The sequence below is a fragment of the Ruegeria sp. CDSB086 genome (genome assembly GCF_059611065.1).
This window is the reverse complement of sequence record NZ_JBXWOV010000001.1, coordinates 122,485-136,610: the sequence shown is the minus strand read 5'-3', so window position 1 is coordinate 136,610 and position 14,126 is coordinate 122,485. Positions and strand designations below refer to the sequence as shown.

General features: G+C 56.2%; 12 protein-coding genes and 2 pseudogenes. 7 read left to right on the top strand and 7 right to left on the bottom strand.

Features of this window, described 5'->3' with window-relative positions; all coding sequences use genetic code 11:
* Window positions 1-19: 19 nt before the first annotated feature.
* From AC2FIO_RS00690 to AC2FIO_RS00680, 3 genes and pseudogenes are all read right to left on the bottom strand, one after another.
* Window positions 20-716: pseudogene (locus AC2FIO_RS00690) on the bottom strand (tyrosine-type recombinase/integrase).
* A 201-nt stretch (window positions 717-917) separates the two neighbouring features.
* Window positions 918-1,700 carry a lysophospholipid acyltransferase family protein gene (locus AC2FIO_RS00685; RefSeq protein ID WP_496695026.1) on the bottom strand — a complete coding sequence of 261 codons (783 nt, stop codon included), beginning with the start codon at window positions 1,698-1,700 and terminating at the stop codon, window positions 918-920.
* A gap of 481 nt (window positions 1,701-2,181) precedes the next feature.
* Complete coding sequence (locus tag AC2FIO_RS00680) at window positions 2,182-3,081, bottom strand: LysR family transcriptional regulator (RefSeq protein ID WP_496695024.1); 900 nt, start codon at window positions 3,079-3,081, stop codon at window positions 2,182-2,184.
* Window positions 3,082-3,238: 157 nt separating this feature from the next.
* Here AC2FIO_RS00680 and AC2FIO_RS00675 point away from each other — a divergent pair, with 157 nt between their 5' ends.
* Both AC2FIO_RS00675 and AC2FIO_RS00670 read left to right on the top strand, forming a co-directional pair.
* The gene (locus tag AC2FIO_RS00675; RefSeq protein WP_496695022.1) at window positions 3,239-4,813 is read left to right on the top strand and encodes an arylsulfatase; all 1,575 of its coding nucleotides are present in this window, start codon (window positions 3,239-3,241) and stop codon (window positions 4,811-4,813) included.
* A gap of 446 nt (window positions 4,814-5,259) precedes the next feature.
* Window positions 5,260-5,973 (top strand): annotated as a pseudogene (locus AC2FIO_RS00670) (TRAP transporter large permease subunit); the annotation flags it as partial.
* A 1,174-nt stretch (window positions 5,974-7,147) separates the two neighbouring features.
* Here AC2FIO_RS00670 and AC2FIO_RS00665 read toward each other — a convergent pair.
* On the bottom strand, window positions 7,148-7,903 hold the full coding sequence (locus AC2FIO_RS00665) for a helix-turn-helix transcriptional regulator (protein WP_496695020.1): 756 nt from the start codon (window positions 7,901-7,903) through the stop codon (window positions 7,148-7,150).
* Window positions 7,904-7,990: 87 nt separating this feature from the next.
* Between AC2FIO_RS00665 and AC2FIO_RS00660 the strand changes: the two genes are divergently transcribed.
* Window positions 7,991-8,386 carry a RidA family protein gene (locus AC2FIO_RS00660; RefSeq protein ID WP_496695018.1) on the top strand — a complete coding sequence of 132 codons (396 nt, stop codon included), beginning with the start codon at window positions 7,991-7,993 and terminating at the stop codon, window positions 8,384-8,386.
* A gap of 63 nt (window positions 8,387-8,449) precedes the next feature.
* Here AC2FIO_RS00660 and AC2FIO_RS00655 read toward each other — a convergent pair whose 3' ends face one another.
* Complete coding sequence (locus AC2FIO_RS00655; protein ID WP_496695016.1) at window positions 8,450-8,821, bottom strand: OB-fold nucleic acid binding domain-containing protein; 372 nt, start codon at window positions 8,819-8,821, stop codon at window positions 8,450-8,452.
* Window positions 8,822-8,948: 127 nt separating this feature from the next.
* Here AC2FIO_RS00655 and AC2FIO_RS00650 point away from each other — a divergent pair, with 127 nt between their 5' ends.
* Both AC2FIO_RS00650 and AC2FIO_RS00645 read left to right on the top strand, forming a co-directional pair.
* The gene (locus AC2FIO_RS00650) at window positions 8,949-9,272 is read left to right on the top strand and encodes a 2Fe-2S iron-sulfur cluster-binding protein (RefSeq protein ID WP_058273927.1); all 324 of its coding nucleotides are present in this window, start codon (window positions 8,949-8,951) and stop codon (window positions 9,270-9,272) included.
* Window positions 9,272-9,994, top strand: a complete 723-nt coding sequence (locus tag AC2FIO_RS00645) for an FG-GAP repeat domain-containing protein (RefSeq protein WP_496695014.1) — start codon at window positions 9,272-9,274, stop codon at window positions 9,992-9,994. Before AC2FIO_RS00650 ends, AC2FIO_RS00645 begins: the two co-directional genes overlap by 1 nt.
* 81 nt (window positions 9,995-10,075) lie before the next feature.
* On the opposite strand, the gene purD is transcribed toward AC2FIO_RS00645, so the two are convergent.
* Entirely contained in the window at window positions 10,076-11,338 is a 1,263-nt protein-coding gene (gene purD, locus AC2FIO_RS00640; RefSeq protein WP_496695012.1) for a phosphoribosylamine--glycine ligase, read from the bottom strand.
* Window positions 11,339-11,412: 74 nt separating this feature from the next.
* Between purD and xseA the strand changes: the two genes are divergently transcribed.
* Window positions 11,413-12,906 (top strand): exodeoxyribonuclease VII large subunit, encoded by a 1,494-nt coding sequence (xseA, locus tag AC2FIO_RS00635; protein ID WP_496695010.1) that lies wholly within the window; start codon window positions 11,413-11,415, stop codon window positions 12,904-12,906.
* Between the two features lie 12 nt (window positions 12,907-12,918).
* On the opposite strand, the gene AC2FIO_RS00630 is transcribed toward xseA, so the two are convergent.
* Window positions 12,919-13,314: a hypothetical protein gene (locus AC2FIO_RS00630; protein WP_109311886.1), complete on the bottom strand. Its 396-nt coding sequence runs from the start codon at window positions 13,312-13,314 to the stop codon at window positions 12,919-12,921.
* Window positions 13,315-13,448: 134 nt separating this feature from the next.
* Between AC2FIO_RS00630 and AC2FIO_RS00625 the strand changes: the two genes are divergently transcribed.
* Entirely contained in the window at window positions 13,449-14,087 is a 639-nt protein-coding gene (locus tag AC2FIO_RS00625; RefSeq protein WP_496695009.1) for a lysoplasmalogenase family protein, read from the top strand.
* The last annotated feature ends 39 nt before the right edge of the window (window positions 14,088-14,126 follow it).

Here is a 14,126-nt window from a genome sequence, read left to right as displayed (position 1 = left end):
ACGACGTTTGCTGTTAAAGTTATGCTAACTGGGAAGTACGGGGAGAGAGTTCACTGTTTCCGACACTGATCCACAAAATGACGACCAGACTAAGAAATGCAATTGCAGTAACTTCTTCGGACAAGGGAGACCGGACTGTACCGTTCATCTTGGTATGGCCTAGCAAGAGCTGGGCCGCTTTTAGGTTGCCGGTTTTCTTGTAGATTTGGGTGACTTTCTTGCGCCTCATTGAATGGGTTCCGTTTGCGCTTGCTTCCAGGCCGATCGATGTCACCCTACCTCGAACAATCCGCGCATATTTGACGCGTCGAAATGTGTAATCTTTCGTGGAATCCGCCAGGCCAAAGGTATTCTGAATAGACCATGAGTTCATCTTTCATCCATTTCTGGACAGAGGCACGGGTGCTCTCGGATATCTCGAAGCGCACAGGTTTCTGCGTCTTGCTTTGCAGAACGAAAGTGCGTGCCTTGATCTGCCCCGGTGACATAACATCGACCATCTTCACCAGATCACAGCCGCGAAGCTTGCTGTCGATTGCCATGTTGAAGAGTGCAAGATCGCGATTGTTGCCGGCAAGCGCGAGGCGAATTCGGATTGCCCAGACGTGTTTTGGTTTGAGCGGGTGCTTTTGACCACCGATACGGCCTTCGTGCCAGGCTGGGTGAAGTGCCCGAATGACAGGTAAGATTGGTGTTCCCGTGACTGATCCTCCGATCCGCCATGCCCAGCCACTACGACAACCCGAATTTGACGCGGTCCAATATCACAGGGTGCCGCGATTGCTCCGAGGTCCTCTCAGAGCCCGTTTTTCCAAATGCTGCAATGGGTCAGGGTGACTAGGATGGGCGCAAAGCTGACAATGAGCAGTATCGTTCCAGTCATTCGTCTAGCGCTGCGCAAAATGAGCCTTCAAGAATTACCGACCTACCCAATCATCAAAAACTGCCATCATGTCGCGTCTCAGGCGTGCGACATCCTCGTCCACTGATGCGGAAAGATCGCATTCGAATGAGGGCAAGACCTCGACGCGGATTGTTCCGCTTTTGGGTAAGTGTTTGCCGCGGGGCAGCAGGCGGTCCGAGGCGTGGATGACGATGGGCCGTATCGTACGGCCAGTAGCGCGTGCAGCCATCACCGCACCCGCCTTAAACGCCCCAAGACTTTCGGACTTAGTGCGCGTGCCCTCAGGAAAAAGCACGACTGAGCAGCGCGCGGGCATTGCGTGCACGGCAGCCGTGAGTGTTTCGAGCGCCACCGTGCCGCTTTTGCGGTCAATCTCCACCAGGCCCGCGCCTTTAAACCCTCGGCGTAGGAGGGCTGCGTCGCACAGTTCCTTTTTGGCAGCGAAGGTGATCCACTTGGCGTCGGGCACCACGTCCATCAGAACAAAGCCATCTAGGTGGCTGCGGTGATTGATCACGATGATGCTGCCGGTGTCGACGGCCAGCGTGGCCCTGTCGGCCTCTGTAATGTTTGTCCGGATACTCAACAGCCATAAGAGTCGCGAACATGCGCGTTTGACTTGCCGCCAGTACCAACCGCGAAAGCCTCGCCGTTTACCGCAAAGCAGGGGAACAAAGGCGATGAAGAAGAAATAGAAGGGACCCATCAGGAACAACGCGGCGCGCTTTATGGCGCGCAGGCCTGCCTGGTCTGTGGCCGCTGGAGCGGCCCGTAAGTTCGGAGGTTGGAGTGACATGGGTCCCCGTTGCGCATGCTGTCTGCCGGGGGAAGTTCACTAGGACCCTTCGCTTGGCTTTCGCTGCCTGCCCTTTGAGCGCGTGGCCCGACAAGCACCCTGCGCCCCACCTCTATGGGGCAATGGGCGGGTCCAATCAATAGAAAGTCAGATATTGGCGATTGGCTTCAATGGCTGGTTTGAGATCAATGTGTTCATTCGATTTTATGCTGTGAGCGCAGGCCGCATCAAATATTCTGCAACTGTGTAGTTCCTGGTCCCGCCATGCGGCGGAGAAGTCAGCCGTTCGGTCGGCCTGCAGCGATTGTAGGACTGCGAATTCGCGCAGTACGCAGCATTGCCGCCATTGGCCATTTTCAATCAAAAGCCGCTCTGCGGTGTAATGCGAAACTTTGGCAAGCTAGCTGAGCTCGCGAAAACGTCTTAGTCGAACCACGATACGTCCCAGTTGGGCGTCTTTTATTGTTCTTCACATCACTGGTCACGCCCGGTGTTTGGCCAGTTCACTCCAACACAGTTCAAGAGCAGCCGACGTGTTTTGGGACTTGCGCGCCGCGCAGATGTTCCATGAAAGGCTCTGCTTCATCGAAACAGGTTTGACTTTCTTTGTGCTGATCAGTTCTGAAAAAGTGTCTGGCATCCCTCCTACGATATAGTCTGGCTCTGCCAATAATCCGGTCAGAAAGTTGTAGTCGTCGCATTCAATATTCGGCTGGGCATTGACCTTATTGACCGCTTCGGTGTTGCCGCCAAGTGACTTTATCAGGGTCGCTCTCCAGTGTTTATGAAGATGCGGTGATGCAAAGGGAAAGTCGAAAACACCTGCCATTGTTTGTGGGCCGCGTTGGTGAATTTCATGATCGGGGTGCGCAACAAACTGAATTTGCCGTTTTTCCATCACCATGATTTCGACATTGTCGGCATCCGGTGTGTAGGTCAGATCGCCCAGAAACACATCGAACTGCCCCGCTTGCAACAAGTCGAGCGGACGCGCGTAGGCGCTCACCAGTATTCTGAATCGAAGGTCGGGCATTACCTGCCGCACAGATCGCAGGACGGGCACGATCAGAGATCTTGTGGTCAGAGGCCCGCAACCGATCAGAAAAGTGCCAGGTCCGGCGTCACGCAAACTGGCGACACGCGTCGCATAGCGATCCAGGTCTTGCCGCAGAGCCTTAGCGATAGGCAAAAACTCCTGCCCCGCCCGCGTCAGCGTACTGCTGTTGCGCCTTCGATGAAACAGCACGAGCCCTGCATGGTCCTCGGCTTGCCCGATATAGCGGGAAAACGACGCGTTGGAGACACCCATCACGCGGGCCGCGTGTTGGAAGCTGCCAGTTTCAGCCAAAGTGAGAAAGGCGGTTAATGCGTTTTCATTCATGGTACGGTCAATATCATCTCAGTTATCGGTTTTTAACTTTCATAATGTGAAATCCTAGTAAAGCTTTGTTGCAGCATTAAAGTTTCGACCGTTATCCCTGATGAACCTTCCGATATTCCCATCATCGGTATCGCCTTCCACTTCCGCAGAGGTCAAAATGTTCAACCTTCGATCCATTGCGTTTTCGGCAACGGTGGCCACAGCTTCGGTCTGTGCTACACCTGTTTTGGCCGAAACCGACCAACCCAATATCCTTGTCATCATGGCCGACGATGTGGGGTGGGCCAGTCTTGGCAGCTATCATCAGGGGGTTAAAAGCATCAAAACCCCCAATCTCGATCAACTGGCAGCGGATGGCATGCGCCTGACGGATTATTATGCTCAGCCAAGCTGCACGGCGGGGCGTTCGGCCTTTATCACCGGGCAGTTGCCGGTTCGTACCGGGATGCATACCGTCGGCCTACCCGGAGACCCCGAAAAGGGTCTGAGTGATGACGATCCCACCTTGGCCAACATGCTGAAATCCTTGGGTTACACGACCGGCCAATTCGGTAAGAACCATTTGGGCGATATGAACAAGTTTCTGCCAACAGTGAAAGGCTTTGATGAATATTGGGGTTGGCTCTATCACTTGAACGCGATGGAATACACGTCTGACCCGGACTGGCCCAAAGATCAGAAATTCAACGACACTTTTGGTCCTCGGAATATCATCCACGCCTATGCGACAGATACGGTTGATGAAACGGTAGACCCGCGCTGGGGTCTGGTCGGCAAGCAACGCATCATCGACGATGGCCCCGCTCCGCCTGAACGGCAAAAGACGCTGGATGACGAAGTGACGGCCCATACACTGGGCTTCATCAACCGCGCGGTTGAAAGCAACACTCCGTTCTTTGTTTGGATGGCACCAGCGCGTGCGCATGTCTGGACACACCTGAGCCCTGAATACGAAGCCATGCTCGGCGATGGGCGCGGGCTGCAAGATGTGGTGATGAAGGAACTTGACGACAACGTAGGAAAAGTCATGGCTCGGCTGGAAGAACTGGGCGTTTCCGACAATACGATTGTTGTATTCACGTCCGACAACGGCCCCGAAACCATGACTTGGCCCGACGGGGGAACAACGCCGTTCCACGGTGAAAAGGGCACAACCTGGGAAGGCGGTTTCCGCGTGCCTGCCATTATTCGCTGGCCCGGGAAAGTTCCCGCCGGAACCGTGAGTAATGGCATCTTTGCCGGGCTCGACTGGATGCCAACCCTGGTCGCGGCTGCTGGTGGACCGGATGACTTGCCGGAAGCTTTGTTAGAGGGTCACGAAGGCTATCAGGTGCATCTTGATGGTTACAATCAGTTGTCGTTCTTGACCGGCGCAAGCGACAGCAGCCGCGAAGAAATCGTCTACTACGAGGGGCCGGACCTGCAGGCCGTACGTCACGGTGACTGGAAAGCGCATTTCACAATTCAAACCGAAGGGTGGGCTGGCCCCAAAGAGGAACTGAATGCTCCGCTTCTATTCAATCTGCGGCGTGATCCTTATGAAAAGGCGGCCGAGGAGTCGGGGATGTATACCCGGTGGATGGGCAACAAAATGTGGGCCTTCGGTCCTGCAGCTAAGATCGTTCAGAACCACCTGTCTACGTTCAAGGACTATCCTCCGCGGGGATCGGACATAACCAATCAAACTCACGTGGAAGAACAAATCTCGACCGAAGGCGGGATGTCACAGTAAAAAAACAATAGTCGGGAGGCATCCAATGGTGCCTCCCGATCTTCGCAATCGAGTACGGGAAAATATCTGCGCACGTGGATCCGCTTTGATACCTTGCCCGGCCACTCGCGTATGCCGCAGCATCAAAAAGTCTGGGCTCGATGCTGATGTGGGAGCAATCGCGGCATCATTTCGACTGCCCCACCTGGATCAGGTTTGGAACGGTTCTTACGGCGCGCGCTCACTCCGCCGTTAGCCAATCCGGAACGGTTCTTTTTCGTCTGTGCGGCATCGGGCCGTTTTGACCCCTTTTTCTTTAGACTGCAGTGCGCACGAAAGGCAAAAGTCCCCAGATTACTGTTATTCGTGACCGGATGGGAAATCCAAACCAAACTTGACGAACGACCCAAACTCGCCAGGTCGCAATAAGCAAATTCGCTTCACCACATGAGTTTCTGGTAAACACGTTTCACCCCACCGAAGCCGCCGCTGTGGCCGCAATCTATGCCTTCTTCATCGCCACCTTTGTCTACAAAGAAATGGGGCCGCTCGCCGCCCCCAAAACCCGTAGCCTGTTCGCCGCCGCTGTGATCGAAGACGCGCCTGCTGGCCCACGCATTCCCCTGAAGAGCAAGCCTTGGGCAGTTTTCACCGCGATTGTGCATCCGGACACTCAAAAGACCTTGTTTGATGCCGGCAAACTGACGATCACACCGCTGTTTGTGATCGCCAACGCGCTGATCCTGAAACACGTGTTGATGGATGAGCAAATCCCGCAACAGGTCGCCAATGCGATGCTGTCGGCGGGCTTTGGGCCTGTGATGTTCCTGGTCGTCGTAAACATCGTCCTGCTTATCGGTGGTCAGTTCATGGAACCCTCGGGCCTCTTGGTCATCGTGGCGCCTCTGGTGTTACCGATTGCCATCGAGTTAGGCATCGACCCGATCCATCTGGGTATCATCATGGTGGTCAACATGGAGATCGGCATGATCACCCCGCCGGTCGGCCTGAACCTCTTCGTCACCTCGGGCGTTGCCGTAATGCCGATGATGAGCGTGGTCAAAGCAGCCCTGCCGTTCCTGGCCGTGCTGTTCGTGTTCCTGATCATCGTTACCTATGTTCCGTTCCTATCTACATTCCTGCCCAATTCGTTCATGGGACCGGAAATCATAACCCAGTGACGCGGAAGGCGCTGGTCAAGTCTTAGGGGTGTTGTGAAGCGAACCCAGGGGGTGTTGATGTTAAACCGACCAAGGTCCGCTTAGTCCGCACAGCAAACATCGGCGCTCCTTATTGTAAACTGTCCATGGGTTTCTATCGCTCTCTACTTCCCACCATTTGTTCTGAAGTAGTAGAGGTAAGCCAAAGCTATGAACACCAATGAAAAAGCTAAGTCGACACCGAGATAAGAAGCACCAGTTGCCAACCTGACTACAACCATGGCCGCAACCATCACGCACAAAACCGCGAACTCGATCGATCGCCTATTCATGACTGCTCCTTATTGTGAACTTCGTTGCCTTAAGTATCCCCACCGACTCCGCAACGCTGACATTTAAGAAAAGGAGCGTCAGTAGTCCAACGTGCACGTCACTTGTAACCAAATATCCGACAAAACAACCGTTTCATCAGCACTCCTACCCAGTTTTTGAGTTCTTGATGTCGGCTAAAAGCTTGTTACGCATCAGTAAGAAGGCAGCAACCAGGATCAAGGCCACGTAAAAAACTAGTTTCTCGTGGGAGGCGTATGGCTTTGGGAGGAAGTCGACGTCGGGGATTTCAATGCCGAAGAACTCTATTGGTAACGTGTACCTGACCGCTACCAGGTAAGCTACTGCGCTGAGAATATAGCAAACCTTCAGGGCGACCTTTTGATTAATCATAACGCCTCCACCCTCCTTATTGTGAACTAAACCAATGGACCACGTGGAGGAGCGTTCCCACAACCAGCAAAAATAACGATATTGTCTGGGCACAGATAAACACCCAAGTAATTGCCGATAGCTCATCCGTCTTTTCAAAAAAGTTACCGAAAAATACGAGTCCCAGATATGAAAGAACAAAAACCAAAGCCAACCATTTCAAAGCCCTACGCCTCCACATTGTGAACTAGCTCAAAAAATTCAGGAGGGCTTGTGACCCAACTGCTAAGAACGCAAATGCCGCTGCAAGCTTACCCCGGCCACTGATCACCTCTTCACGGTTCGTCACCTGCTTAGGTAGATGGTAAGAGGCGGTATACCAGTTGAAGGCTGAGAATCCGCCGAATATCACCACAGCCCATTTCAACACTTTAACAAAAAAATCAATTCTCCTTATTGTTGACTTAGAACGTCTGGTCCGAGCCCATTTTAATCAATACTGCGCGTTCGATAGATGACTGCTTTGCCGGTCATTTTGCAGCTCACTGTAAGGGCAGACGTCTTCTTCAAATGGAACATAGCGGCGGCGAAAGCTAGTACCTTCCACGGCTGCTGGAAGACTGATCCTATCCATCCTGAAATGCCGAAAATCCTCCCTTACCGGGTCCCAGCCCACGAGGTACCATAAAGGGGGCAGGATCAGCATTGCCTGTGGCTCCACTTTGCGGCGGGTCCGCCGTCCTTTTGCATCGCGATACTCAAACGAGATGAGCCTGCGTCCAAAGAATGCCGCTTCAACGGCGGGAAGCAACTCAGCATCCATTTTATCCAAATCCGAAAGGTCTTGCAGCGGGGACAATTGACCAATGTGTAAGCAGTCCAAGAAAGCGCGCAGGTCGCGCACTTTGTCTGCGGGCAGGGCCTTTTCGATCTTGGCTAGTCCGGCATCTGCCAGCTCCGAGAAAGGAAGGTTTCCCGCCGCCCGCATGGCTGCCACGCTGATGAGCAGTGCAAAGACCTCTGGCACCGATAACTTGGCAGTTGTCTGCATGGATTGCGGATCAAGCTGCAAGCCGCCACCCCGCCCCACGTCGGAATGGATCACATAGCCTTCATCCCGAAGCGCGCTGATATCACGAAGGACAGTGCGGCGGGACACGCCCACCTCATCAGCAAGGGCATCAATAGTGGATGTACCGTTTCGGCGGAGGGTCCGCACAATCTTTTCATGTCTGAGTCGAACATTCATTCTGACACGATAGCACAAACGGTGACAACTTTTGTCACTGTTTTGATTTAAACCATTTCCAGAAAAGCAAAAAATGGAGAATTCGACATGGAACGGACAGCAGTGAATCCCTGGGAGTGGTCGCTCAAACTTGGCTACAATCAGGCCGAGGTGATCAAAGGCACGACACGTCTGGTCATTTGCGCAGGGCAGACAGCGGTGGACGAGAACGGCGCGCCCCAGCACCCTAGCGATATGCGTGCGCAGATCGATTTGGCCCTGGACAATCTGGAAGCCGTAATCAAAGAAGCTGGCATGGATCTGAGTAATGTCATCAAGCTGGGCGTCTATGCCACTGATGTGGATGAGGCATTGAAGAACTTCGATCTGCTGGGGATGCGCTTTGGCCCGCATCGGGTCGCCCCGCCCATGACCTTGCTGGGTGTCACACGCCTCGCTATCCCCGGATTGCTGTTTGAGATAGAAGCAACCGCAGCTGCATAGGTGAGATCATAGCGGCCATTTGATTTCGAAAACCAAGTGGCTGCCATGTCCCGCATAGCGGACCTATCCCTCCCCCCGCACCAGCACATCCAGCATGCCCGAGATATCCTCAACCTCTTCCGCGATCACATGGGTCACCGAATGCGCCCGCTGCATCCGGCCCGTGACCCGCAGCAGCCGCCCCGAGATCACCGCCCGGCGGAAGGTTTCGTAAATTTTGCGCCAGACCACCACGTTCACGATGCCGGTCTCATCCTCGAGCGTGACAAAGATCACCCCCTTGGCCGTCCCGGGCCTCTGCCGCAGGATCACCAGCCCCGCGACCGCCACCAGCGCGCCCTCGGGCGGGTCGTTCAACCGGTTGGCGGGCAGACACGCGGGCGGGCGCGGCCAGTTCCGGTCCGAAGACACAGGGCGGGTAGGTAACGCAATCATGAGAACAAAAATAGAACAAACGCAAGGAAAGTCCATAGGCGGCGTGACGAGTCGCAAATGAGGCTGGAAAGACCTAAATGCCTTCACTATGGAAGAATTCGACAAGCGAAAGAGGAAGACGCACGCAATGGCAAAGATTACCTATGTCGAGCACGGCGGTACCGAACATACAGTCGAAGTCGCCAGCGGCCTGACCGTCATGGAAGGGGCCCGTGACAACAATATCCCCGGCATCGAGGCCGATTGCGGCGGCGCCTGCGCCTGTTCGACCTGCCATGTCTATATCCACCCCGACTGGGTCGAGAAGGTTCCGGCCAAGGACGACATGGAAGAGGACATGCTGGATTTCGCCTTTGAACCCGACCCGGCCCGCTCGCGCCTGACCTGCCAGATCAAGGTCACTGATGAGTTGGACGGGCTGGTTGTTCAAATGCCCGAAAAGCAGATCTGATGCTTTTCAAAGCGATCGCGGCTGCCGCGATCGCAATTGGAATCTGTCCGAGCCAGACAAGATCTCAGCAGCCATGGCAGTATGAACCGTTGGGTTCGGCGGAGTACTCGGAACCCACTGCGCGATACCCGCACGGGGTACTTGGTGATCAGATCGAATACGGCGCTCTGATCCTGCAATACGCGCCGGAATGGGCGAAATACACAATCCGGCTGCCAAAAGATCGCGTTTTCGAAGATATCCGACCGCGCCTGATTGATTTTGACAACGATGGGCGTCGCGAAGCTCTGGTGGTTGAAAGCCATCGTGATAAAGGTGCACGGCTTGCAATCTACAATGGCGGCGGCCTGATCGCCGCTACGCCCTACATCGGAACCCGCTTTCGCTGGCTCGCTCCGGTCGGAGCGGCCGACATGGATGGCGATGGCAACGTCGAGATCGCCTATGTCGATCGCCCTCACTTGGCCAAAACCCTGCGCATATGGCGATTTGCAGACGGCGAGCTGACCGAAATCGCATCGCTGCCCAATCTCACCAATCACCGTATTGGAGAAGATTTCATCTCCGGCGGTCTGCGCGATTGCGGCGGCACTCCGGAACTGATCCTCGCCAACGGCAACTGGACCCGCGTCATCAGCGTCACTTACGAAAACGACTGGACCACCCGCGACCTCGGCGCGTTTACCGGCCCCAAAAGCCTGAACAACGCGCTCAAGTGCTGATCCGCCTCTTCATCTGGCTAAAAATTTCCTGTGAGTGAGGCGATAGGCCGAAGGGGCAAAGCCCCCTGACCTACCGACTGTTCAAAGAGCCCGCCAGCCGATATCGCGGCGGTAAAAGCCTTCGGGCCAATCCACACCTTCAATCATCGCATATGCCCGATCGCGCGCCTCTTGCAGAGTATTCCCGCGCGAGGTCACATTCAGCACGCGCCCGCCTGCGGCTTGAACCTGCCCATCAACGGCCTTAGTGCCAGCGTGAAAGACCATGTTGCCGCTGTCCTCAGGAAGCGCATCCAAGCCCTTGATCGCAGATCCTTTTACGTAGGAACCCGGATACCCCTGTGCCGCCATCACAACAGTGATCGCATGATCGTCGGCCCAGTTTACCTGTGTCTCGCTCAAACGGCCCTCGGCCGCGGCATGAAGCAGGTCCAGAACCTGGGCACCAAGCCGCATCATCAGAACCTGGCATTCCGGGTCACCAAAGCGGACGTTGTATTCGACCAACCTCGGTTGGCCGTCCTTGATCATCAACCCCGCATACAAAACGCCCTGAAACGGCATGCCCCGGCGCTTCATCTCGGCCATGGTCGGGCGCACGATCTCTTCCATCGCGCGCGCCTCGATCTCGGCACTCAGGACCGGCGCTGGGGAATACGCCCCCATACCGCCCGTGTTCAGGCCCGTGTCGCCTTCTCCTACGCGCTTGTGGTCCTGCGCCGTGCCAATGGACAGAATGTCCTCGCCATCACACAAGACGAAGAGAGATGCCTCTTCGCCCTCCATGAACTCCTCAATCACCACCTCGGCCCCCGCGCCACCAAAAGCGCCGCCGAACATGTCGTCGATGCCCTCCAGCGCGGTCTGTTCGTCCATGGCGACGATCACACCCTTACCTGCCGCCAAACCATCGGCTTTGACCACGATCGGCGTGCCCTGTTTGCGGACGTAAGCCTTGGCAGGTTCGGCCTCGGTGAACCTTGCATAGGCTGCGGTCGGAGCGTTCGACGCGTCACAGATTTCCTTGGTGAAACTCTTCGATGCTTCCAACTGCGCCGCATCTGCCGACGGACCAAAGACCAGCACACCCGCTTCACGCAGACGATCCGCGACTCCAGCGGCCAGGGGCGCTTCGGGGCCGACGACCACGAAGTCAATCGCGTTCTCTTCGGCAAAACTGACAACCGCGCCGCCGTTTTCGACATCCAGTGCCGCGCACTCGGCAATTTGTGCAATCCCTGCATTTCCCGGCGCCACGATCAGTCGGTCACATTTGGGATTTTGCATCACCGCCCAGGCGAGGCTATGTTCCCGCCCGCCGCTGCCGAGAATAAGGATGTTCATGAAGGTCTCCGATCTGCTTGGCCTCGCCTTCCGGGCGTTCTAAGCTGGCCGGGCATTTGACACAAGGCGCTGAAATGTCCGACCTGCTTGATGACCCGATCCCGGGCCAAAACACCCCTGAATACACCGTTTCGGACATCTCGGGTGAGGTGAAACGCACGCTCGAGGGCACGTTCGGGCGAATCCGTGTGCGTGGTGAGGTCGGACGCGTGTTCACAGCGCGCTCGGGGCATCTGTACTATGACATCAAGGATGACCGGAACGTTTTGGCCTGCACCACCTGGAAAGGTCAGGTTTCGGGCCTCTCGGTGGTGCCGGAAGAAGGTCTTGAGGTTGTCGTCACCGGGCGCCTGACGGCCTTTGGCGCGCAATCGAAATACAACCTGAACGTCGATGAGGTCGCGGTCGCCGGGCAAGGCGCACTTATGGCCTTGCTGGAAAAGCGCAAGAAACAGCTCGAGGCTGAAGGTCTGTTTGCGCCCGAACGGAAAAAGCCTCTGCCGTACCTGCCGCAGATCATTGGCGTGGTGACCTCACCATCTGGTGCTGTGATCCGGGACATCCTGCACCGCCTGCGAGATCGCTTCCCGCGCAAGGTGCTGATCTGGCCCGTCGCTGTACAGGGCTCCAACTGCGCGACCGAGGTTGCGCGGGCCATCGAAGGGTTCAACAAGCTGACACCTGGCGGTTCACTGCCCCGCCCCGACCTGATCATTGTCGCCCGGGGGGGCGGGTCGATCGAGGATCTTTGGGGCTTTAACGAAGAAATTGTCGCGCGTGCGACGGCCGCTTCGGACATTCCTCTGATTTCAGCCGTTGGTCACGAAACAGATACGACGCTGATCGACTTTGTATCAGACCGCCGCGCGCCAACACCGACCGCCGCGGCCGAGCTTGCCGTGCCGGTTCGAATGGAAATACTGGCCTGGACAGGTGAGCAAGGCGCGCGTCTGTCTCGTGCCGCTACGGATGCGGTTCAAAGGCGGTCTCAACGGCTTCGTGATCTGTCCCGCGCGTTGCCTCGCCCGGACAGTTTGTTGAACACTCCACGCCAACGACTTGATTTGATTGCAGATCGGCTGGCGCCCGCACTGAATCGCGGCGTCCAGAACCGACGTCTGCAGGTCGTCGAGCTGTCCGCACATCTGCGCCCGTCGACGTTGCGCAATCTCGTTTCGACCAGAAACGAAGCCTTACGCAACCTGTCATCCCGTCTGTCTCTGCGCCCAATCCACAGAGAGATCGAACAACAAAAGCAGAATATCAACAGGTTGGCCGACCGTATGAACGCGGCACAGGCCACGCGCCTGGATCGGATGCGGCAACAGCTGGACGCCGCTGATCGCCTGCGTGAAACACTTAGCTACAAGGCGACGTTGCAGCGTGGCTACGCTGTGGTCCGAGCTGAGGGCGAGGTTCTGACAACCAAGAAAAAGGCGTCAAAGCACAGCGCATTCGAGATCGAATTCGCAGATGGTCTGCTGAATACGAGCCAGCCCACGACTTCACCGGCGGCACCTAAGAAGTCAGCAAAGAAAGATGCACCGGACCAGGGCTCGCTGTTCTAGCCGAATGCGCCTTCAGACCCCGACTTCGGGGCCGAGACAAACCATTTCTTCATTGATGTCCTCGGCCTCGTACAGCTCGGTGGCGTCCGAGTTGCCCTCGAACAAGGCGATCAGGCCCCCGTCAGACTTGGTAAAGACCCAGCATTGCGGGTCAATCCGGTCTTCGTAGACAAAGCAGATCTGGCCCGCTTGTTCGTACCAGACACCCTCTTTGCAATTGCCGTCCAGAAAAGACCAGATCACGCGGCGATTGGGCAAATAGCGTTCGACGCCGTAAACCGTTCCCTGAAACCCATAGAACATGGTTTTTCCGCGCGTATAACTGTCGAATTCAGCCCCAGACAAAGCTGACTGAGCCGCTGCCGTCTGCGCAGAAAGTGTCAGAAGAATCGCAATACGCCTGAGCATGGGAACATTCTGACAGATGCCGGTCAGCATCGCCAACAGACAATCCCCTAAAACCGGCTGCCTTAACGTCACCGCTTGAGTTGTAATGGCGATCCCGGTGATGCTGCCAAAAATAGCCAAATGGGGGGCATTTGATGACAACCGCTTTTTTCTGGATCGCTGCCGCGAGCGCGCTGGCCTATTTGCCGATGTCACCGCGCCCGGCCAGCCCCCTGCGATCCCTCTTCAAGACGGCCTCTGTCGCGCTACTGGCGCTGGTTGCTGTCTTAAGTGGCGCCCCCATGCTACTGACCCTTGCGCTAGTCCTGTGCGCCTTGGGCGACGCGCTGTTATCACGCGAGACGGACTCGACCTTCATGGCAGGGATCGGTGCATTTGCAGCAGGCCACCTGGCCTATATCGCTCTGTTCCTCAGCCACCCATCCAGCGACACCGCTCTGATCTTCGACAAGCCGGGCATCTTTTGGTCGCTGATCATCCTCGGGATCGTTGCTGCAACCCTGCTCGCCCCCCGCGCCGGTGACCTCAAGGTACCGGTTCTGGGCTATATCCCGATCATCCTTGGCATGGGCATTACGGTCCTCGCCTTGCCCGAGGCGGGCGCGTTACGCTGGGCCCTGCCCGCCGCACTGGCCTTCATCGCGTCGGACCTGATACTGGCGACTGAAAAGTTTCTGCTGCCTGACGGCCATCCGGCGCTACGCATCACGCCCTATATGATCTGGATCCTATACTGGGGCGCGCAAGCGGGGCTGTTGATTGCGTTTTTGTGACCCTTTGCAACTGCCGCAAATCCGCATTAGGTGAGAGGA